General features: G+C 60.1%; 16 protein-coding genes. 9 read left to right on the top strand and 7 right to left on the bottom strand.

Annotated features, from left to right (window positions below):
• Nucleotides 1-149: 149 nt before the first annotated feature.
• The 6 genes from ACP7E0_RS01925 (at nucleotide 150) to ACP7E0_RS01900 (ending at nucleotide 6,616) form a co-directional block, all read left to right on the top strand.
• On the top strand, nucleotides 150-1,148 hold the full coding sequence (locus ACP7E0_RS01925) for an ABC transporter ATP-binding protein (protein ID WP_426122602.1): 999 nt from the start codon (nucleotides 150-152) through the stop codon (nucleotides 1,146-1,148).
• A complete protein-coding gene (locus tag ACP7E0_RS01920) occupies nucleotides 1,145-2,098 on the top strand; it encodes an ABC transporter permease (RefSeq protein ID WP_426122600.1) in 954 nt (317 codons plus the stop codon). The genes ACP7E0_RS01925 and ACP7E0_RS01920 overlap by 4 nt, the downstream gene beginning before the upstream one ends.
• Nucleotides 2,088-2,903, top strand: a complete 816-nt coding sequence (locus ACP7E0_RS01915; RefSeq protein ID WP_426122598.1) for an ABC transporter permease — start codon at nucleotides 2,088-2,090, stop codon at nucleotides 2,901-2,903. Before ACP7E0_RS01920 ends, ACP7E0_RS01915 begins: the two co-directional genes overlap by 11 nt.
• A 118-nt stretch (nucleotides 2,904-3,021) precedes the next feature.
• Nucleotides 3,022-4,449 carry a gamma-aminobutyraldehyde dehydrogenase gene (locus ACP7E0_RS01910; RefSeq protein WP_426122596.1) on the top strand — a complete coding sequence of 476 codons (1,428 nt, stop codon included), beginning with the start codon at nucleotides 3,022-3,024 and terminating at the stop codon, nucleotides 4,447-4,449.
• A 374-nt stretch (nucleotides 4,450-4,823) separates the two neighbouring features.
• Nucleotides 4,824-5,507, top strand: a complete 684-nt coding sequence (fhuF, locus tag ACP7E0_RS01905) for a siderophore-iron reductase FhuF (RefSeq protein ID WP_426123018.1) — start codon at nucleotides 4,824-4,826, stop codon at nucleotides 5,505-5,507.
• Nucleotides 5,489-6,616, top strand: coding sequence for an ABC transporter substrate-binding protein (locus ACP7E0_RS01900; protein ID WP_426122595.1), 1,128 nt, complete (start codon nucleotides 5,489-5,491; stop codon nucleotides 6,614-6,616). The genes fhuF and ACP7E0_RS01900 overlap by 19 nt, the downstream gene beginning before the upstream one ends.
• 43 nt (nucleotides 6,617-6,659) lie before the next feature.
• Here the strand turns inward: ACP7E0_RS01900 and ACP7E0_RS01895 are convergent, their stop codons facing one another.
• On the bottom strand, nucleotides 6,660-7,160 hold the full coding sequence (locus ACP7E0_RS01895) for a ferritin-like domain-containing protein (protein ID WP_426122594.1): 501 nt from the start codon (nucleotides 7,158-7,160) through the stop codon (nucleotides 6,660-6,662).
• Between the two features lie 159 nt (nucleotides 7,161-7,319).
• Here ACP7E0_RS01895 and ACP7E0_RS01890 point away from each other — a divergent pair, with 159 nt between their 5' ends.
• The gene (locus ACP7E0_RS01890) at nucleotides 7,320-7,847 is read left to right on the top strand and encodes a hypothetical protein (RefSeq protein ID WP_426122592.1); all 528 of its coding nucleotides are present in this window, start codon (nucleotides 7,320-7,322) and stop codon (nucleotides 7,845-7,847) included.
• 15 nt (nucleotides 7,848-7,862) lie between these two features.
• On the opposite strand, the gene ACP7E0_RS01885 is transcribed toward ACP7E0_RS01890, so the two are convergent.
• From ACP7E0_RS01885 to ACP7E0_RS01875, 3 genes are all read right to left on the bottom strand, one after another.
• Nucleotides 7,863-9,092, bottom strand: a complete 1,230-nt coding sequence (locus tag ACP7E0_RS01885; RefSeq protein ID WP_426122591.1) for an aromatic ring-hydroxylating oxygenase subunit alpha — start codon at nucleotides 9,090-9,092, stop codon at nucleotides 7,863-7,865.
• A gap of 208 nt (nucleotides 9,093-9,300) precedes the next feature.
• On the bottom strand, nucleotides 9,301-11,748 hold the full coding sequence (locus ACP7E0_RS01880; RefSeq protein WP_426122589.1) for a GcvT family protein: 2,448 nt from the start codon (nucleotides 11,746-11,748) through the stop codon (nucleotides 9,301-9,303).
• Entirely contained in the window at nucleotides 11,745-14,192 is a 2,448-nt protein-coding gene (locus tag ACP7E0_RS01875) for a GcvT family protein (RefSeq protein WP_426122588.1), read from the bottom strand. Before ACP7E0_RS01875 ends, ACP7E0_RS01880 begins: the two co-directional genes overlap by 4 nt.
• Nucleotides 14,193-14,475: 283 nt before the next feature.
• Here ACP7E0_RS01875 and ACP7E0_RS01870 point away from each other — a divergent pair, with 283 nt between their 5' ends.
• Complete coding sequence (locus tag ACP7E0_RS01870) at nucleotides 14,476-15,324, top strand: LysR family transcriptional regulator (protein WP_426122586.1); 849 nt, start codon at nucleotides 14,476-14,478, stop codon at nucleotides 15,322-15,324.
• A gap of 22 nt (nucleotides 15,325-15,346) precedes the next feature.
• Here the strand turns inward: ACP7E0_RS01870 and ACP7E0_RS01865 are convergent, their stop codons facing one another.
• The 3 genes from ACP7E0_RS01865 to ACP7E0_RS01855 form a co-directional block, all read right to left on the bottom strand.
• Nucleotides 15,347-17,113, bottom strand: coding sequence for a putative bifunctional diguanylate cyclase/phosphodiesterase (locus ACP7E0_RS01865; protein WP_426122584.1), 1,767 nt, complete (start codon nucleotides 17,111-17,113; stop codon nucleotides 15,347-15,349).
• Between the two features lie 96 nt (nucleotides 17,114-17,209).
• A complete protein-coding gene (locus ACP7E0_RS01860; protein WP_426122583.1) occupies nucleotides 17,210-17,491 on the bottom strand; it encodes a hypothetical protein in 282 nt (93 codons plus the stop codon).
• Nucleotides 17,457-18,752 carry a glucoamylase family protein gene (locus tag ACP7E0_RS01855; RefSeq protein WP_426122582.1) on the bottom strand — a complete coding sequence of 432 codons (1,296 nt, stop codon included), beginning with the start codon at nucleotides 18,750-18,752 and terminating at the stop codon, nucleotides 17,457-17,459. The genes ACP7E0_RS01860 and ACP7E0_RS01855 overlap by 35 nt, the downstream gene beginning before the upstream one ends.
• Nucleotides 18,753-18,909: 157 nt before the next feature.
• Here ACP7E0_RS01855 and ACP7E0_RS01850 point away from each other — a divergent pair, with 157 nt between their 5' ends.
• A complete protein-coding gene (locus ACP7E0_RS01850) occupies nucleotides 18,910-19,707 on the top strand; it encodes a DUF1194 domain-containing protein (RefSeq protein ID WP_426122581.1) in 798 nt (265 codons plus the stop codon).
• Nucleotides 19,708-19,730: the final 23 nt, after the last annotated feature.

Below are 19,730 nucleotides of genomic sequence, written 5' to 3'. Positions count from 1 at the left end.
GGAGGTCGCGCGAATGCGCGGGTGGGGGTGACCCACCGCATCATCAAAAGATCACCCCACCCCGGAGCTACGCTCCGACCCTCCCCCTCAGGGGGAGGGTATTGAACCGTCATGCCCGGTTCGCAACACACCAATTTCCGGAGTACCCCATGACCGCCGCCGTCCTGTTCGAAAATGTCTCGCGCCATTTCGGTGCCGTCAAAGCCGTCGATGCGGTCGATCTTGAAATCGTAGCCGGCGAGTTCTTTGCCATGCTCGGCCCGTCCGGTTCCGGCAAGACCACCTGCCTGCGGCTGATGGCCGGCTTCGAGCAGCCAACCGGCGGCCATATCGAGATTTTTGGCGAGACCGCCGAAGGCGTGCCGCCCTATCGCCGCAGCGTCAACACGGTGTTTCAGGACTATGCCCTCTTCCCGCATCTCTCCATTCTCGACAATGTCGCCTATGGCCTGATGGTCAAGGGCGTTGGCAAGGAGGAGCGGCGCAAGGCCGCGGAAGACGCGCTCGCCATGGTCAAGCTGCCGGGCTACGGCCAGCGCCGCCCGGGACAGCTGTCCGGCGGCCAGCGCCAGCGTGTCGCTCTTGCCCGCGCCCTTGTCAACAAGCCCAAGGTGCTTTTGCTCGATGAACCGCTTGGCGCGCTTGATCTCAAGCTGCGCGAGCAGATGCAAGAAGAGCTGAAAACCCTGCAGAAGTCGCTCGGTATCACCTTCGTCTTCGTCACCCATGACCAGGGCGAGGCCCTGTCGATGGCCGACCGCATTGCCGTCTTCAACGACGGCAAGATCCAGCAGCTCGGCACGCCGGAAGATATCTACAAGCGGCCGCAAACCCGCTTCGTGGCCGATTTCGTCGGCTCCTCGAATGTGCTCTCCAGCGCCACCTGCGCCAGGCTCGGGGTTCCGGCGAAAGCCGCCAGCCTGCGCCCGGAAGCCATCGCCATCGGCACATCCTGGGCCGAACAGCTGAGCCTGCCCGGCACTGTCACCGCCCGCAGCTTTTTGGGCGCGACCAACCGTGTCAGCGTCGATTGCAGCGGCGAAAAGATCATCGTCGCCAGCCCCGCCGCCATGCCGGTGCCCGATATCGGTGCCGAGGTGCAGCTGGCGTTTTCGCGCAACGACCTTCACCTGATGGAGGAAGCATGAGCGCGCTTGTCACCCCCGTAACCATCCTTCCCAACAGGCCCGGCCTGACGGGACGGCTGTCGGACTTCCTCTGGAAGCACCCGCACGTTCTTTTGGCGATCCTGCTCGGCCCGCCCGTCCTCTGGCTCGGCATCATTTATCTCGGCTCGCTGTTTGCCCTGCTGCTGCAGAGCTTCTTTTCGATCGACGACTTCTCCGGCCTGATCAATTACGAGTTCACGTTCGCGACCTACAAACAGCTGTTGTCGGACGCCAATTTCGACATCATCGTCCGCACCGTGACGATGGCAGCCGTGGTGACGATCTTCTCCGCCCTGATCGCCTTCCCGATCGCCTATTACGCGGCGCGCTATGCCAAGGGAAAATGGAAGGCGGTGTTCTATCTCGGCATCATGCTGCCGCTCTGGTCGAGCTATCTCGTCAAGATCTACGCCTGGAAGCTGATCCTCGCCAAGGAAGGCATCCTCACCTGGATCTTCGCCGAGCTGCATCTGCTCTGGCTGCTCGATGCCTGGCTGTCGCTGCCCGTCATCGGCGGCAATTCGCTCTCGGTCAGCTATACGGGCACCTTTCTCGTTTTCGTCTATGTCTGGATGCCTTTCATGATCCTGCCGATCCAGGCGGCGCTGGAGCGCGTGCCCGGCAATCTGATCGAGGCCTCCTCCGATCTCGGCGGCCATCCGGGGCAGACCTTCCGCTACGTGCTCCTGCCGCTCGCCCTTCCCGGCATCGTCGCCGGCTCGATCTTCACGTTTTCGCTGACGCTCGGCGACTACATCATCCCGCAGATCGTCGGCTCTTCGCGGCTGTTCATCGGCCAGGCCGTCTATGCGCAGCAAGGCACCGCCGGCAATATCCCGCTCGCTGCCGCCTTCACCGTCGTGCCGATCGTCATCATGGGCCTCTATCTCTGGATGGCCAAACGTTTGGGAGCCTTCGATGCGCTCTGACCGCTCCACCTCCGCTCCGCTTGGCCTGAAGATCGCCGCCATCGGCGGTCTCGCCTTTCTGCATATCCCGATCCTTTTGATCTTTCTTTATGCCTTCACCACCGAGGAAAAGAGCTACCAGTTCCCACCGCCCGGCCTGACGCTGCAATGGTTCGCCGTCACCTGGAACCGGCCGGATGTTTGGGCAGCACTGACCTTGTCGGTCAAGGTCGCCACCATCGCCACGGCGATTGCGCTGGTGCTCGGCACGCTCTGCGCCGCCGCCGTCAGCCAGACGCGTTTCTTCGGCCGCGAAACCATCTCTCTACTGGTCATCCTGCCGATAGCCCTTCCCGGCATCATCACCGGCATCGCGCTACGCTCGGCCTTCTCGTTTGCCGACATTCCCTTCTCGTTCTGGACCATCGTGCTCGGCCACGCCACCTTCTGCATCGTCGTCGTCTACAACAATGCCGTCGCCCGCTTCCGCCGGGTCTCCGGCTCGCTGATCGAGGCCTCGATGGATCTCGGCGCCGACGGTTTCCAGACCTTCCGTCATATCATCCTGCCGAACATCGGCACCGCACTTCTGGCCGGCGGCATGCTTGCCTTCGCGCTGTCCTTCGATGAGGTGATCGTCACCACCTTCACCGGTGGCCAGCAATCGACACTGCCGATCTGGATGCTCGAAGAACTCATCCGCCCGCGCCAGCGGCCGGTCACCAATGTCGTCGCCATGGTGGTGATGCTGGTTACCTTCCTGCCGATCCTGGCCGCCTATTACCTCACGCGCGACGGCGACCAGATCGCCGGTGCGGGAAAATGAATTTGAGCGAATAGGGGGTAGCGAGTAGCGAATAGGGTGTTACGTCCACGAGCGGTTTAAGACCCTGTTCGCTACTCGCTACTCGCTATTCGCTCCGTCAAAACAACGGAGAACTTCTATGGACACGCAATTGCTGATCGGATCGACATTCGAAGCCGGAACCGAGGCAGAGGAACTGATCCTCAACCCGCGCACCGGCGCCAAGATCATCGACCTCGCCGAGGCCTCGCAATCCCAGATCGAGCGCGCCGTCGAGGCCGCCGAAAAGGCTTTCGTTACATGGTCGATGACCACGCCCGGCGAGCGCTCGGGCTATCTATTGAAAATCGCCGATGCCATCGAAAAGGACGCCGATGCCTTCGCAGCACTCGAGGCACTGAACTGCGGCAAGCCGATCAATGCCGTGCGCAATGACGAACTGCCGGCGATCATCGACTGCTGGCGCTTTTTCGCCGGTGCCATCCGCACGCTGCATGCGCCTGTTGGCGGCGAATATCTGCCCGGCCACACCTCTATGATCCGCCGCGATCCCGTTGGCATCATCGGCTCGATCGCACCATGGAACTACCCGTTGATGATGATGGCCTGGAAGCTGGCGCCGGCGATTGCCGGCGGCAATACCGTCGTCTTCAAGCCGTCGGAACAGACGCCGCTAACCGCGCTGAAGATGGCCCGCCTCTTGGCCAACATTCTGCCGGAAGGCGTCGTCAATGTCATTCTCGGCCGCGGAGACACGGTCGGCAATACGCTGATCAACCATCCGAAGATCGGCATGGTGTCGATCACCGGTGATATCGCAACCGGCAAGAAAGTGCTGCAGGCGGCCGCGAAAACCGTCAAGCGCACCCATCTCGAACTCGGCGGCAAGGCGCCGGTCATCGTCTACGACGACGCCGACCTCGAAGCCGTCGTCAACGGCATCCGCACCTTCGGTTATTACAATGCCGGTCAGGACTGCACCGCCGCCTGCCGCATCTACGCGCAGGACGGCATCTACGAAAAGCTGGTCGCCGACCTCACCTCCGCCGTCTCGACGATCAAGTACAATCTAGCCGACGATACTGAAAACGAGATCGGCCCGCTGATCTCAAAGCGCCAGCGCGACCGGGTCGCAAGCTTCGTCGAGCGCGCCACCGAGCAGAAACATATCGAGATCACCACCGGCGGCGCAATCGGCAGCAAGGACGGCTTCTTCTTCCAGCCGACCGTCGTTGCCGGCGCCACCCAGGAAGACGAGATCGTCCGCCGCGAAGTCTTCGGCCCCGTCGTCTCCATCACCCGCTTCACCGAAAACGACCAGGCCGTGAAATGGGCGAACGACAGCGACTACGGCCTTGCCTCCTCCGTATGGACCAAGGACATCTCCAAGGCGATGAAAGCCGCATCCCGCCTGCAATATGGCTGCACCTGGATCAACACCCACTTCATGCTGACCAACGAAATGCCCCATGGCGGTGTCAAGCAGTCCGGCTACGGCAAGGATATGTCGATCTATGCACTGGAGGACTACACCGCCGTCAGGCACGTGATGATCAATCACGGATAGGCTGCCAGGCCACCAGCATCACCGGCCACGGGCCTCGCTCTATCAATGCGCGAGGCCTTTCCTGTATCTCGTGCAGCAATACGAACTGGTTTCAAGCAGCTGAGCCCTCTGCCACAGGGATCGGGAAATTTTCACTCGGTTGAATAGTTTTGCTTTTCCGGCCGAATAAACTTGATAGAAGAAGTCACCTTACAAGCGATTTAAAGCCCTTGCCATGTCCCCGCTATTGGTGCCGGCAGGCATCAAAATCATTGAAGACGACTGGTGATCTTTTGACAAACGCGACTGCTTCCACTCACGACACAAACACCTCCTTCAGGCCATCCGGCCTGAAGGAGGTGTTTGCCGGCGAGCATGCCTGGTGCGGCGAAAAGATGATGTTGTCGTCGGAGCTGGAAGGTGGCGTTCCGCTTGCCGAATTTTTCGGCTCCGGCGGCTTTACCGCTGCCCTTGATACCTATGCCAGCACCCATGGCAACCCCGACCGGCGCGCCGTTGCGTCCATGTGGTCGCTCTACTATTTCTCGATGCTGACGATCCCCTATATCGTTGCCCGCCGCGCCGAGCATGTTCTGCCGGTCGCAGCCAGCGACACGACCATCGCGCTTGCCGAAGACGGGCTGCCGCGCGCGCTCGGTCTCGCCCGTGAAGGCGATTGGAGCGAAGGCAAGGACGCGAGCCTTTTGTCCTTCGTCATGCCACTGGTCAGCCAGCATCTCGCCGAAATTGTTGTGCAATTGAAGTCACTTGGCGGCATTGCGCCAAAACTCGCCTGGAACAATGCGGCTGTCTATATCGACTACGCCTTCAACGCCACCGAGCGGGAGCGCCCGGCCGATGGCGACGCCTGGGCGTCGCGCGCGCTGTTTTCGCAGCCGCACCTGCCGGACGGCAGCGCCAACCCGTTCCTCGGCTGCCTGCGCCACGAAGTGGAAGGCGAAGAAACCCTCTGCCGCCGCAAGGTCTGCTGCCTGCGCTACCTTCTGCCGGGCATACCAAGCTGCGGCGAACTCTGCGCCCTGCCCGCCCAGAGAAAGCAATGCCAAAGAAAGCAATGATCGTGAAACGCCTCCTTCTGTTGACCCTCGGCCTGTTTCTGGCCTGTGCCGCCATGTTGAATGCGCAGGAGCGCTGGCCGTTGACATTGACCGACGCGATTGGCCGGCAGGTGACGATCAAGGAAAAGCCCAAAGCCATCCTGCTCGGCAGCGGCTTCAATCTGGTGGCGCTGTCGCTGATCCATCCCGATCCCGTCAGCCTGCTGGCCGGCTGGTCGGGAGACCTAAAGGGCGACAACCCGGAAATCTACAAAGACTTCGTTGAAAAGTTTCCGGCCCTGGCCAGCGTCCCGATCATCGGCAATGGCACCGGCGACGGCCTGTCCTTCGAAACCATCCTGTCTTTGAAGGCCGATCTTGCCATCATGGCCAACTGGCAGGCCGATACCGATCTCGGCAAGCGGGCGATCGACTATCTCGAAAGCACCGGTGTTCCGGTCTTCGTCGTCGATTTCAACAGCGATCCCTTGGAGAACACACCCGACAACATGCGGCTGCTCGGCAAGATCCTGGAGCGCGAAGAGCAGGCAAACGCCTTTGCCGATTTCTACGAGGAACACTTGAAGCGCATCACCGACCGGGTCGCCGCCAATCCGGAGCCCGGCCCGACCGTGCTGATGGACGCATTCCCCAATCCCGATCGCTGCTGCTATGCCTATGGCACAGGCGGCCTCGGCGAGTTTATCGGCATTACCGGCAGCCGCAACATTGCGGACAAGAACCTGCCGCGCCAGGGCGGCATTGTCAGCAGCGAGTATCTGATCGAGGCCGACCCGGACGTCTATATCGCCACCGCTTCGCCGGGCGGCACCTACAGCGTCTTTTCTATTGGTCCCGGCATTCCCGCCGACGAGGCCCGCCGGACACTTGGCGAAGCCGTGAAAAATCCTGTTCTGGCCAACCTCTCGGGCGTCCAGACAGGCCGGGTGCATGGATTGTGGAATTTCTTCAACGCCGTGCCGTTGAACATTCTCGCAGCGGAAGCCTTTGCCCACTGGCTGCGGCCGGACATATTTGCCAATGTCGATCCGGATCAGTCGCTAAACGAAATCAACGAGCGCTTTGCCGCGGTTCCGTTCCGTGGCTCCTACTGGATCAGCCTGCAATAGAATTGGCCGGAGATCGGTCTCCGGCCATTGTGGTGCAGTCCCGTTAAGCGGCTTTTTTCATCGCCGTTGCGTTGACTGAAGCTTCCGCCAGTGCGGTCAGCGCGTGATCGGTAGCGCCTTCCTGCTGCAGGGTCTCGTCCAGCAGCTTGACCGCATCTGTGAGTCCGAGCATACCGGCCCAGGTCTTCAGGGTGCCGTAACGGGCCATTTCATAATGTTCGACGGCTTGGGCTGTTGCCAACAGGCCGGCATCAAGCGCTGGTGAACCCTTGAATTCTTCGAGGATTTCCTCGCCTTCCTCGACAATACCGTCGATCGCCGGGCAGGTCTTGCCGACAGCGCGCTTGCCGAAGATTTCAAACACCTGCTGCAGGCGCTCGATCTGGCCTTCGGTCTCATCACGATGCTTTTCAAACGCCGCCTTCAGCTTCGGGCTCTGCGCGCCCTTGGCCATTTTCGGCAAGGTTTTGAGGATCTTGCGCTCGGCGTAGTAGACATCCTTGAGCATATCATAGAACAGGTCTTCCAGGGCTTTCTCGGCCATTGTTCTCTTCCTTTTCCGCAATTGAAACATGTCGGGGGCGACGAGCAAGTAACGGTCGATCCCGTACTTTGTTCCGCTGGCGCCTACGATCGCCGGTTCGTGCCGCAGCCGCTTCCATCGCGGCGCCGCCCCGCCTATATAGGAGGCTGGAGGACTTTGATGATCTGGATTTTCCCTGCGATAGCAGGCCTTTTAATCGTATATTTCGCCATGCGCTCATCGCGCTTCCGGCGCTTTGCAGAACCGGTGCTGAGCATTCTTGTCGCTTTGGGGCTTGTGTCGGCTTTCGTTGTCTGGATGAGAGACAGTGCTGGCGAGAGCAACGACAGCGATCCGCCCCCCTTCACCCAGAACCGTCCGGTCATCCTGCCGGAAGAGATTGCGCTGGAAGGCCTGCAGTTCACCCGCAACCGGCCTGATACGAGCTACCGGGTCACCGGTACGGTCGTGAACAAAAGTGCCGCCAATCTGACCAATTTCAATCTGACCGTGACGCTTCAGGACTGCCCTGATGATGTCTGCAAAACGGTCGGCGAAGACACGGCCCTGATTCTTGCCCGCGTTCCCGCCGGCCGGGAACAGGCGTTCGAAACCTTCTTCACCTTTCCCTCCCGCTTCGGCGTCGAGCCTGCAGCGCCGAAATGGACGGCGCAGATTTCCAACATCCGCGGTGTGGCAGTGCAATAACGCACCCGCTCTTGGTCAGGGCCGGCTGATCTCGTCGAGATACCAGTTGATATAGCGCAGTTCGTTCTGCTCCATCGGCGCGATCGGGCCGGGCACGAAATAATGCGAACGCACGCCGCGCGAAGTGTGCTCGATGATCGATTTGTCCTCGTCGGTGGTCACGGTCCAGAGCCATTTCAGCTTTTCGAGGTCGTAATCGACACCCTCTTCCGCTTCGCCATTGACCAGCCAGATCAGCTCCATCTCGCAGGCTTCCGGTCCTTTGGGAATGAACCGGTAGATCATGCCGTGATCCGGATAGCAGACGAGGAACGATGTGCCGCCGAGATGGACGGAGGTGACGCCACCGTCGAATTCGGTAAAGCGGCCCATCAGGGTGCTGAGCGGCGAACCGTCCTGGCTGCCGGTCTTGACGCCATCATAGAGCGCATAACGGAAGGCATGGATAGTTTCCTTGCCGTTTTCCGAGGTCTGCCAGTGGTCACCGGACCCGACCTGGATGCCGAGGGCGCAGGTGCGCTCCTCCATCGCCGCATTCAGCGCCTCGATCATGTGCAGTGGCTGTTCCAGCGCATGGGTCTGCGAATATTCCGGATGGGCCGGACCGCAATGGTAGCACTCGACATAGTTCTCGACCGCCAGCTTCCAGTTGGCATCGACCGGATAGCGCTGCCGGTAGGCGACCTTGGCCTGCCCCCAGCCATATTGACCGCAAGTGGCATGCAAAAGGTTTTCGACCTCGGTGAAATCCAGCGGATTGTCGGCAAAGGAAATGAACACCAGACCTTCGACCACACGCACATGCAGGTTCTTCAGCCCGTGATCTTCCCGCCTGAAATCCTTCGGCATCAACCGGGCTGCCCGCAAGGATCCGTCATTGCCATAGGTCCAGGCATGATAGGGACAGACGAAGACACGGGCATTGCCCTTGTCCTTGGTGCAGACCTCGGCGCCGCGATGGCGGCAGACATTGAGAATGGCATGGACAGTCCCATCCGAATGCCGCGTCAGGATCACCTGCTCGGAGGCCATGCGAAAGACCTCGAAATCGTTCGGCTTGGGGATGACGCTCTCATGCGCGACGCAGTGCCAGTGGCGCCGGAAGACGCGCTCCAGATCGCGCTCGTAGATATCCACGTCCCGGTAGAACGGCCGGGCGAGACCATGGCCGGGCTTGTGGGCGGCGACAAGCTGATCGATGCGGTCCATCGGCTTTTCGGTCGTCTTTGTTTCTGGCGCGAGCATGGCTTTCATCTCCTTGAAAACATCCGGAAAAATCGCGTTCCGGCGCGCGCACTCAATTCTGGCGGACAAAAGCCCCTCACCCTAGCCCTCTCCCCGTAAACGGGGAGAGGGGACGACAGAGGCCGCCGCATATCCCTTCTCCCCGTTTACGGGGAGAAGGTGCCCGACAGGGCGGATGAGGGGCAATCTTCATCTGAAGCCGAAAGGCTTAAACCCTCACCCGCTCCGACTTCGGATCATACATCGGCGCAAGCGACGCCGCCGCCTTCACCCGCGTCCCGGCAATCTCGATCTCGTAAGCCGAGCCCAGCACATCCGCCTCGTTCTCGCCCTTGCACGGCACATAGCCAAGCCCGATCGCACCGCCGAGATGGTGGCCATAATTGCCTGACGTGATCGTGCCGACGATCCTGCCATCACGGACCACAGCCTCGTTGTGGAACAACAGGGGCTCCGGATCGGTCAGGCGAAACTGCACCAGCCGGCGCGACAGCCCTTTGCCCTGCTTTCTCAAAACGGCATCGCGGCCGATAAACTCGCCCTTGGCCGGCTTCACCGCAAAACCAAGACCGGCTTCCAGAACATGATCCTCATCGGTGATGTCATGGCCGAAATGGCGGAAGGCCTTTTCGATGCGGCACGAGTCGAGCGTATGGATACCGCAAAGCTTCAGGCCGATATCCACCCCCGCCGCTTCCAGCGTCTCGAAGACATGCGCCGTCTGGTCGGTCGAGACATACAGCTCCCAGCCGAGTTCGCCAACATAGGTGACGCGGTGGGCGCGGGCGAGGCCCATGCCGACCTCGATCTCGCGGGCAGTGCCAAACGGATGGGCTGCATTGGAAAAATCGTTGGGGCTGACCTTCTGCATCAGCTCGCGCGCCTTCGGCCCCATGACGCAGAGCACCGATTCCGCGGCGGTCACATCGGTGATGACAACAAATTCATCGGCAAGGTGCTTGCGCAGCCAGGCAAGGTCACGTTGAAGCGTCGCCCCGGGAACGACCAGCAGGAAGGCAGTTTCCGACAATCGCGTAACGGTCAGGTCGCTTTCGATACCGCCACGGGCATTGAGCATCTGGGTATAGACGATGCGGTTCGTGGCAACATCCAGCTGGTTGGCGCAGAGCTTCTGCAGGAAGGTAAGCGCATCGCGGCCCTCGACGCGGATCTTGCCGAACGACGTCATGTCGATCAGGCCGACACCGCTCCGGATCGCCATATGTTCGTCCCGCTGGTTGTCGAACCAGTTCTGCCGCTTCCAGCTGTATTTGTACTCGCGCTCCTGGCCTTCTCTGGCAAACCAGTTGGCCCGCTCCCAGCCCGCCACCTCGCCGAACACGGCACCGCGTGCCTTCAGATGTTCGTGCAGGGGGGTACGCCGCACCCCGCGTGCCGTGGCCATCTGGCGATAGGGGAAATGGTCGGCATAAAGCAATCCAAGCGTTTCGGTGACGCGTTCCCTAAGATAGGTGCGATTCCTCTGGAAGGGTTGTGCCCGGCGGATATCGACTTCCCAGAGGTCGAAAGGCGGCTCGCCATCGTTCATCCACTGCGCCAGCGCCATGCCGGCGCCGCCGGAGGAAACGATGCCGATCGAATTGTAACCGGCCGCCACCCAGTATCCCTTCAGCTCCGGCGCCTCACCCAGATAGTAGCGGTCGTCGGGCGTAAAGCTTTCCGGGCCGTTGAAGAACGTGTGGATCCCGGCCGTTTCCAGCATCGGCATGCGGCCAATGGCATTTTCGAGGATCGGCTGAAAGTGATCGAAATCCTCTGGCAGCTGGTCGAAGCAGAAATCCTCGCTGATCCCATCCATGCCCCAGGGCTTGGCCTTCAGTTCGAAGGCGCCGATCAGCATCTTGCCGGCATCCTCCTTGTAATAGGTGCATTCGTCCGGCACACGCAGCACCGGCAGTCGCTGCAGCCCGGCGACCGGCTCGGTGACGATATAGAAATGCTCGCAGGCATGTAGCGGGACAGTGACGCCGGACATGTTGCCGAGTTCCCTGCCCCACATGCCGGCCGCGTTGACGACGTTCTCCGTCTCGATCGTGAACGTCTCGCCGTTCTGCTCGCAGGTGACGCCGGACACCCGACCGTCCTTCTTGTGGACCGCCGTCACCTTGACGCCTTCAAGAATGGTCGCGCCGTTCTGCCGCGCACCCTTGGCCAGCGCCATGGCGATATTGGCGGGATCGCACTGTCCATCAAGCGGCAGGTGCACAGCGGCGACCACATCCGAGACATTCAAATGCGGATACATCGCCTTGACTTCATCGGGCGAAATTTCCCGCACATCAACATCGAAGGCCCGGGCAAGCGAGGCCTGCCGGTAGATTTCCTGTCTGCGTTCTTCCGTCAGCGCTACCGTGATCGAGCCGCACTGCCGCATGCCGGTGCCGATGCCGGTCTCGGCCTCGAGCTTGGTGTAGAGATCGGCCGAATATTTGGCGAGCCGGGTCATGTTCTGCGAGGCGCGCAATTGGCCAATCAGACCGGCCGCATGCCAGGTCGTGCCCGATGTCAGCTGCTTGCGCTCAAGCAGGACCACGTCCGTCCAGCCGAGTTTCGCCAGATGATAGGCGACCGAACAGCCCGATACGCCGCCGCCGATAATGACCGCGCGGGCCTTTTTGGGGATGGGCTTGCTCATGCGCGCAGTCTTTCATTCTTGGGATCGAACAGCGGCTCGTCCGCATGCACGACAGCCTTGAAGCGGTCGCCGTAGATTTCGACTTCAATTTCAGTACCGGGCTCGGCCAGATCGGCGCGCAGCATGCCGAGCGCCACCGATTTGCCGATCCGGTAACCCCAGTTGCCGGATGTCGTTTCGCCGACCACCTTTCCGCCATGCCAGAGCGTCGACATATAGGGCGCATCGCAATCGCCTGCGTCCACCACCAGCGTCACAAAGCGCTTGGTCACGCCCTGCTGTTTCTCGCGTTCCAGCGCCGCCTTGCCCTTGAAGTCGGGCTTCGCCCAATCGACAAAGCGCTCAAGCCCGCCCTGCAGAATGGTGTAGTCGGTGGAAAGATCACCCTTCCAGGCACGGTATCCCTTCTCGATCCGAAGCGAATCCAGCGCTTCCATGCCAAAAGGCTTGAGCCCGTGCTTTTGCCCGGCAGCCCAGACGGCATCGAAGATTGAAGCGGTATCATCGATCTTGGAATGGATTTCCCAGCCGAGTTCACCGGCAAAGGACACGCGCACCAGCTGGCACCACAGCCCGGCGATCTGCACCGACTGATGCGTCAGCCAGCCTTTCGCCAGATCGGCATTCGAAACCTCTGCCAAAATGTCACGTGATTTCGGACCGGAAAGAATCTGGCAGGTGAAGCTTTCGGTGACATCGTCCAGCGTAAACGCCGCGTCCTTCGGCAGGTGCTTTTGCAACCACTCGAAATCGTGCCACTGCGCGGTCGCCGCCGTGATCAAGAAGAAGAAATCCTCCTCCAGCGCCATGACCGACATTTCGGTGACGATGCGGCCCTTATCGTCGGAGAAATAGGCAAGACCGATGCGCCCCTGCTTCGGCACCTTGCCGGTGGTGAGGCCCAGCAGCCAGTCGCGTGCGCCTTCGCCCTTCAGGCGGAACCGGGAAAAGCCCGGCAGATCGAGAATGCCGGCGGTATCGCGCACCGCAAGGCACTCTTCCTCGATGCGCTTTTGCCAAGGACCGGCCCGATTCCAGGTCTGCGTCGATTCCTCCGACAGATCGTCGCCCGGCTTGGCATACCAGTTGGCGCGCTCCCAGCCGTTGTAGGGCTTGAACTGCGCGCCGAGGGCAGCGATCCGGTCATGGATCGGCGACAGCTTCTTGTTGCGGCCGGCAGGCCAGGCGTGTTTCGGGAAATGCATCGCATATTCATGGCCATAGATTTCCATGCCCTTGGCGATGCAATAGTCCTGATCGGTAAAGTTGGTAAAGCGGCGCGGATCGCAGGACCACATGTCCCACTCCGTCTGCCCCTCCGTCACCCATTCGGCCAAAACCTTGCCCGCACCGCCCGCCTGGCAGATGCCGAAGGTGAAGACGCAGGCCTCAAACGCGTTCGGCACACCCGGCATCGGACCGATCAGCGGATTGCCATCGGGCGCATAGGGGATCGGCCCATTGATCATCCGCGACAGGCCGGCGGTGCCGAGGATCGGCACGCGCTCGACGGCATCGTTCAGATACCATTCCAACCGCTCCAGATCGTCGGGGAAAAGCTGGAACGAAAAGTCTTCCGGCATCGGGTCGTCGGGCGTGATCCAGTGGGCCTTGCAGTTCTTCTCATACGGGCCGAGATTCATCCCGGTCTTTTCCTGACGCAGGTAATAGGAGCTGTCGACGTCGCGCAACAGCGGCAGCTTGTGGCCGGCTTCCTTCGACCATACGGCCAGCTCCGGAATTTCCTCGAACAGCATGTACTGGTGGCTCATCACCATCATCGGCACATCACGGCCGAACCATTTGCCGACTTCGCGGGCATAATATCCGGCGGCGTTGACAACCTTTTCACAGCGAATCTCGCCCTGTGGCGTCGAGATCACCCACTCGTCATTTTCCCGGCGCGCGCCGGTGGCGGGACAGAAGCGGAAGATTTTCGCACCCATATCGCGGGCGCCCTTGGCCAGCGCCTGTGTCAGCTGGGCCGGGTCGATGTCGCCGTCATAGGGATCATAGAGCGCGCCGGTCAGGTCATGGGTTTCGAGAAAAGGATATTTCGACTTAATCTGATCTGGCGACAGGATGTCCAGATCCATGCCCTGGTAACGGCCCATGCCGACGACGCGCTTGAACTCCTGCAGCCGTTCCTTCGAATGGCCAAGCCGTATCGAGCCGGTGACATGGTAGTTCATCGGATAATCGACCAGATCGCCGAGCTCGCGGTAGAGCGAAGCCGAATAGCGCTGCATGTTCATGATCGACCAAGACGACGAAAATGTCGGCACATTGCCCGCAGCATGCCATGTCGACCCGGCCGTCAGCTCGTTCCTTTCCAGAAGCACGCAATCGGTCCAGCCGGCCTTGGCCAGATGGTAGAGACAGGACGCCCCGACAGCACCTCCCCCGATGATCACGACGCGCGCATAAGACGGCAAATTCGACATGTCTGTTCCCTTGTTTGGGACAAGTTTTCGCAACGAAGCAGGCCGGCATCAAGCGGTCAGAATTCGCTTTATTGATCGAAGAATTCGATTAGATTGGAGATGAATGAAGACCCCTCCCCAACCCTCCCCACAAGGGGGAGGGAGCGACAGTGCTCCGTCTCGCCTTCTGTACTTCTTGCAAAAAGCGGAGGTTGCAAAGAGCGGACGGCATTCTCGGTAAACTCCCTCCCCCTTGTGGGGAGGGTTGGGGAGGGGTCTGAACCACAACGCCCCGGACACACCCATGCAGATCGACCTCATCGAAACCTTCCTCGACCTGATGGAAACCCGCAGCTTCAACCGCACCGCGGACCGGTTGAACATCACGCAATCCACCGTCTCCCACCGCATCAAGGCTTTGGAAGCGCAGTTCAATCGCAAGCTTTTTACCCGCAACAAAGGGGGCACGGCGCCGACCGCGTCCGGCCTGCGTTTCCTCGATCATGCCAAGGCATTGCAGCATCAATGGCACGAGGCAACGCGGGCGGTGGAGAACGCCGGCACCTACGAGCGCTCCATGCGGCTTGGCATCCAGCATGATCTGGCCGAAGCCTTCGCCGGCCAATGGCTATCGGCCGTTCGCGCCGACTTGCCGACGACGTCGATCTATATGGAAGCTGATTACTCCAACCAGATGAACCGCGATCTGGCGGCCGGCGATCTCGATCTCGCCATTCTCTATACGCCGCACTATCTGCCTGACCTTCACTATGAGCGGATCGGTGAAATGACCTACACGCTGGTCGGCACGACGGCACGGACAGTCAGTGAGTTACAGCCCGAAAAATACATCCAGGCCGTCTATTCACCGGCATTCGACCGGGCACATCGGCTGGCCCTGCCGCAGCTGTCCGCTGCCCCGTTAGCCTCGGGACAGAACATCGCCATTACAGGGCTCCTGAAAGCACTTGGGGGGGCTGCCTATGTGACAAGCAGTACCGCTCTGCGGCTTGCAGACGAAGGCACGGCTTTGCCGATCGAAAATGCGCCGCCTATCCAACAGACAGTCTACGCCGCCACCAGCATCCGTACCCGCCACGCCCACCAGCATCGCCGCATCATCAGCGTCATGCAGGACCTGTTGGCGCAATAGCGAGTAAAGAAATGCGGCGCGGTCAGCACTGGGCGACCAGACCCGACCGTTGATCTTCCCTCAGCCGTGCAAGCATGTCGGCGGCAGGTGCCGGATAGGCGATGGCATATCCCTGTAGGATATCGCAACCGAGACGCGTCAAGAGCTTTGCGTGCTCCAGCGTCTCGACCCCCTCGGCAACAACTTCGATATTGAGCGCCTTGGCGATGTCGATGATTGAGCGCAACAGCCGCTTCTGTTCGCGAGACGTGGTGGTCGGTAAAACCAGCTGCCGGTCGATCTTCATCCGCCGCGGTTTGAGCTTTACCAACCCGATGATCGAGGCATGGCCGGACCCAAAATCATCAATCTCGATGTCAATGCCCATGGCCTTCAACCCGGCGACATTGGAAAACACGTCATCTTCGGTATCATCAAGAAAGATGGTTTCCAGCAATTCGAACGACAGCGTATTGGGTTCGATACCCAGGTGCTGCAGTTCGTCGATTAAAAGCGGATCCGAAAGCCTGGCGGCCGAGACGTTTACCGAAACGCGCGGAACATGCACGCCCTGCCCCATCCAGGTCTGCCGATCAATCAGCGCCGCCTTCAAGATTGCCGCATCCAGATCGTCCAACCGGCCGAGACTGCCCGCAACCTTGATGAACTCGCCTGGCAGAAGCAAACCGCGCTTCGGATGACGCCAGCGTGCCAGAACCTCCATGCCGACGATACGCCGCGTCCGGGCATCGACCTGGGCCTGATAGTAGGGAATGAACTCCCCCTTTTCCAGGCCGCGGGCAAACTGTTTTCCAACCCGCCGTTCGTTGTTGAGCTCCGCCTTCAGTTGCGCCGAAAAGATCTCTACGCGCCCACGCCCGATCCTTTTTGCGCGGTGCAGGGCAATGTCAGAATCCGCCAGAAGGTTGGCGACGTTGCGGCCACTGGCGGCGGCAACACCGATCGACGCGCCGGTGCGCAGCACCTCGTCATTGTGCCAGATGGATTGTTTCAGCTGCTGCGCCAGCCGCTCGGCACGATTTTTTAAGTCCTCCAACGACCCAAAATTCGTGATCAAAACCGCGAATTCATCACCGCTAACGCGGGCGATAAAGGAGTTGCTCGGCACCGCCGAGGCAATGCGCTGGGCACATGATTTCAAGACGTCGTCACCAACTGCATGACCGGCCGTGTCGTTCACCTGCTTGAACCGGTCAAGACCGATATGAAGGATCGCCAGTTTTTCAAGTTCCGGATGCCCGGCCAGTTCCGCCAAGCGCCGGTCGAAGAAACGGCGATTGGGAAGCCCCGTCAGGTAATCGTGTTCCGCGGCATATTCGATCCGTCGCGTGCTTGCCTCCAGGGCAACGGCGCGTGCCTCGGCAATCGCCTTTTGCTGCAGAAGCTCGCGATTGAGCAGGACATCGGCAGTCACGTCCCATTCGGCGCCGATGAAGGTCAGATTGCCGTCTTCCTCGAAGGAATCGGCGCGCGAGCGCAGATAGCGGATGTCGCCATTAGGCAGAACGATTCGGTATTCCGAGGAATAAGCCCCCTTTCGCGCCGTCGCCGCGTCGAAATCCGCCAGGGCCCGGGCACGGTCATCGGGGTGGATGGCATTGAGCCAGACGCCCGCTGCTACACGCCGTTGCTTTCTGCCGGTATGGTAGAGACGGTGCATCTGCAAATCCCAGATGACTTCGTCTGTTTTCGTGTCATGCTCCCACACGCCGATCTGGGAAGCGTCAAGCGCAAGTCCCAGGCGGCGAAGAATATTCTGGAATTCCTGTTCGGACCTCGCCGATTTCATTCTTTTCTCTATGAAAGATTCTTCGCGCTTCAGCGCACCGGCTATTCTACATCAAGTTTCCTAAAGAACTGTTTTCCGTTAGGCGCGACGAGTAGCTCACAATACAAGCAACCATTCAGTGTTATTTAAGGCGGCCAGTTGCATTAGCAACCTTTCACGCAAAATTTGTAGAAAAATAGGATCGGCGCGCGTAGCGTCATCATCCGCTCCAGCGCAAATGCGGTTCTGATGTTCCGTAAAAACATCAAACACTTTATTGCCGTTCAGCATGCAGCCGCCACAGATTGGAACAATCTGCTGTGCCGCAGGCACGCCGAAACCATGCGTTCCATGGCCGCATGCCTCAGCCCGGAAGCCAACCACCTGAAAAGCCTGCACGCCACAGGCCGCGCCGGATAACCGGCGCCTCGCGCAACAGATCCCAGATCATGCCGCTGCGGTGGTTTTCGACCATCATCACCAGCAATCCCTGGTCAAGCCCGACGCTGCGATTGTTGAGCCACCCCTCCGGCGTCTTTCCTGGAACGCTCGGATTGAAGCTTCCGGCAAATCGGCCGTCTTCAATGACGCCCGGATAGCTGGAAAGCATCTGACGCGTGGCGGCCATCGCAAGATCCGGCTCAAACGGCAGACAGGCAAGCGGCGCCCATGGTGCAATCGTACCATCATCCGGACCGAGAGGTGCGCCACGGGCAGCATAGCCGGCAAAGGCCTGGCGGCGCCCATCCTGCAGGCGGCGGGGGCGCTGTGGACCATCGCAGGATGTCAGTCCCCAGATGTCGGCGCCGTAACCGGTAAAGCCGCCTGGATTTTTGATCGCATAATCCCGCTGGACAGCGATGGCGCGGCGGGTGTTTTCGAAATAATCGGTGTCGTGGGCCGCCACGGCTTCATCACGGATACCGCGAAAATCGATCCAGGCATGCGAAAACAGGTGGATGAAGAGTGGCCCTGCATAGAGAAACGGCTCGCCCTTTACCGTCATCCAGTCGAATTTGCTGGTAAAGGCGTCATAGCTCTCCTTGCAGATCGGATAGGAGGGCGACGAAAGCGCCAAAACATAGAGAATGATTGCTTCGCTGTAGGACGTCCAATGATAGGGCAAAAAGCCCGTTCGCGGTTTCCAGCCCAGCCACAATGCGCCGTTCCCGTCGAGAGCCCAGGCCCAATTGGCCCGCGCATAAAGCATGGCCGCAGATGATCTAATCTCAGCCTCGGTGTCGTTGTCCTCAGTAAAATAGGCAGCGGCAGTCAACATGCCGGCAATAAGGAGCGCGCTGTCGATCAGCGACAGCTCGCTGCGCCATGTCCGCAAACCCGTCTTCATGTCGAGAAAATGGTAATAGAGCCCTTTGTAACCCGTTGCGTCCTTGTCACGGCTCTGCGGGCTCCCGGCAAAGAAACGCAACGTGGTGAGTGTTCTTGCAGCAGCATCCTGCCTGCTGATCCAGCCGCGTTCTACACCGATCGGATAGCTGGACAGTCCAAACCCGGTCGCGGCTATACTCGATGGAGCATTGGGAAGAGATGTATCGGCAATCAGGCCGTTTTCAGGATTGACGAACTCAAGGAAATATCCGAACGCCGATTTCTGCAATCGGTCAAGAACGACCGCGTCGGTATCGTTTTTCATAAGCATCGTACGCCTACTCCGGTCGATCGAAAAGGTTACTAAAAATGGCCTCCGTTACCCATCACCGATTGTTGAAGGCCTTCGCATGCAGGACGGTCACCTAACCAACGATCTGTGTTACATTTTTGTTTCATACGATCCGGTGCAGCGATTGGATGACCTGATGTTCACAACACTTGCGATGTTTCTCACGATTTCCAGCACCCCGATTGCGACACCGGCCGCAGATGCCGCTCAGATCGATGTGGCACTGGTGCTCGCCGTCGATATGTCGGGGTCGATGGATCTTGAAGAAGCGCAGGTGCAGCGCATGGGATATGTCGAAGCACTGCGGCACCCGGATTTCATCAATGCGGTCACGGCCGGCCTCAACGGCCGTATCGCCATCAGCTATTTCGAATGGGCAGGCAGCGTCAACGAAACCTCCGTCATCAAGTGGCAATTGATTGACGACGCAAGGGATGCGGCGGAGCTGGCCGAACATCTTGCCTCCCGGCCGGTCTTCACCCGTCGTGGCACCTCCATTTCCAATGCCATCACCTTCGCATCGAAACTGATATCGGTGAGCCCTTACGATGCGATGCGCCGGGTGGTCGACATCTCTGGCGACGGGCCGAACAATCTTGGCCCCCCGGTTGATCCGGCACGCAACGCAGCCGTTGCCAGCGGCATCGTCATCAACGGCCTTGCCATTCTCATCCGCCCCTCCGGCGGTGCGGTTTCGCTTGATCGGTACTATGCCGACTGCGTCATCGGCGGTCCCGGCTCGTTCGTGCTGCCGGTTCACCAGCCGGAAGATTTCGCTGTGGCCATCCGGCAGAAACTGGTCATGGAGGTCAGCGGCTCGGGGACGGCGGCGCGGATGATCCCCGTACAGGTCACACCGCGCACCGACTGCATGATCGGCGAGAAGCTGCGTCCCGGCTTTCTCGACCGGGTTTATCCGGAACTGGATAAGTAGGTTTTATAGCGAGCGCGCTCATC

The organism is Pararhizobium sp. PWRC1-1 (assembly GCF_049897905.1).
Lineage (GTDB): Bacteria > Pseudomonadota > Alphaproteobacteria > Rhizobiales > Rhizobiaceae > Pararhizobium.
Note: the sequence above shows the minus strand (reverse complement) of the source record. Positions and strands in the feature narration are given on the sequence as shown.

Coding starts and splice junctions, on each gene's coding strand:
- ACP7E0_RS01925 (WP_426122602.1), top strand. CDS start 150: ATGACCGCCGCCGTCCTGTTCGAAAATGTCTCGCGCCATTTCGGTGCC.
- ACP7E0_RS01920 (WP_426122600.1), top strand. CDS start 1,145: ATGAGCGCGCTTGTCACCCCCGTAACCATCCTTCCCAACAGGCCCGGC.
- ACP7E0_RS01915 (WP_426122598.1), top strand. CDS start 2,088: ATGCGCTCTGACCGCTCCACCTCCGCTCCGCTTGGCCTGAAGATCGCC.
- ACP7E0_RS01910 (WP_426122596.1), top strand. CDS start 3,022: ATGGACACGCAATTGCTGATCGGATCGACATTCGAAGCCGGAACCGAG.
- fhuF (WP_426123018.1), top strand. CDS start 4,824: ATGATGTTGTCGTCGGAGCTGGAAGGTGGCGTTCCGCTTGCCGAATTT.
- ACP7E0_RS01900 (WP_426122595.1), top strand. CDS start 5,489: ATGCCAAAGAAAGCAATGATCGTGAAACGCCTCCTTCTGTTGACCCTC.
- ACP7E0_RS01895 (WP_426122594.1), bottom strand. CDS start 7,160: ATGGCCGAGAAAGCCCTGGAAGACCTGTTCTATGATATGCTCAAGGAT.
- ACP7E0_RS01890 (WP_426122592.1), top strand. CDS start 7,320: ATGATCTGGATTTTCCCTGCGATAGCAGGCCTTTTAATCGTATATTTC.
- ACP7E0_RS01885 (WP_426122591.1), bottom strand. CDS start 9,092: ATGCTCGCGCCAGAAACAAAGACGACCGAAAAGCCGATGGACCGCATC.
- ACP7E0_RS01880 (WP_426122589.1), bottom strand. CDS start 11,748: ATGAGCAAGCCCATCCCCAAAAAGGCCCGCGCGGTCATTATCGGCGGC.
- ACP7E0_RS01875 (WP_426122588.1), bottom strand. CDS start 14,192: ATGTCGAATTTGCCGTCTTATGCGCGCGTCGTGATCATCGGGGGAGGT.
- ACP7E0_RS01870 (WP_426122586.1), top strand. CDS start 14,476: ATGCAGATCGACCTCATCGAAACCTTCCTCGACCTGATGGAAACCCGC.
- ACP7E0_RS01865 (WP_426122584.1), bottom strand. CDS start 17,113: ATGAAATCGGCGAGGTCCGAACAGGAATTCCAGAATATTCTTCGCCGC.
- ACP7E0_RS01855 (WP_426122582.1), bottom strand. CDS start 18,752: ATGCTTATGAAAAACGATACCGACGCGGTCGTTCTTGACCGATTGCAG.
- ACP7E0_RS01850 (WP_426122581.1), top strand. CDS start 18,910: ATGTTCACAACACTTGCGATGTTTCTCACGATTTCCAGCACCCCGATT.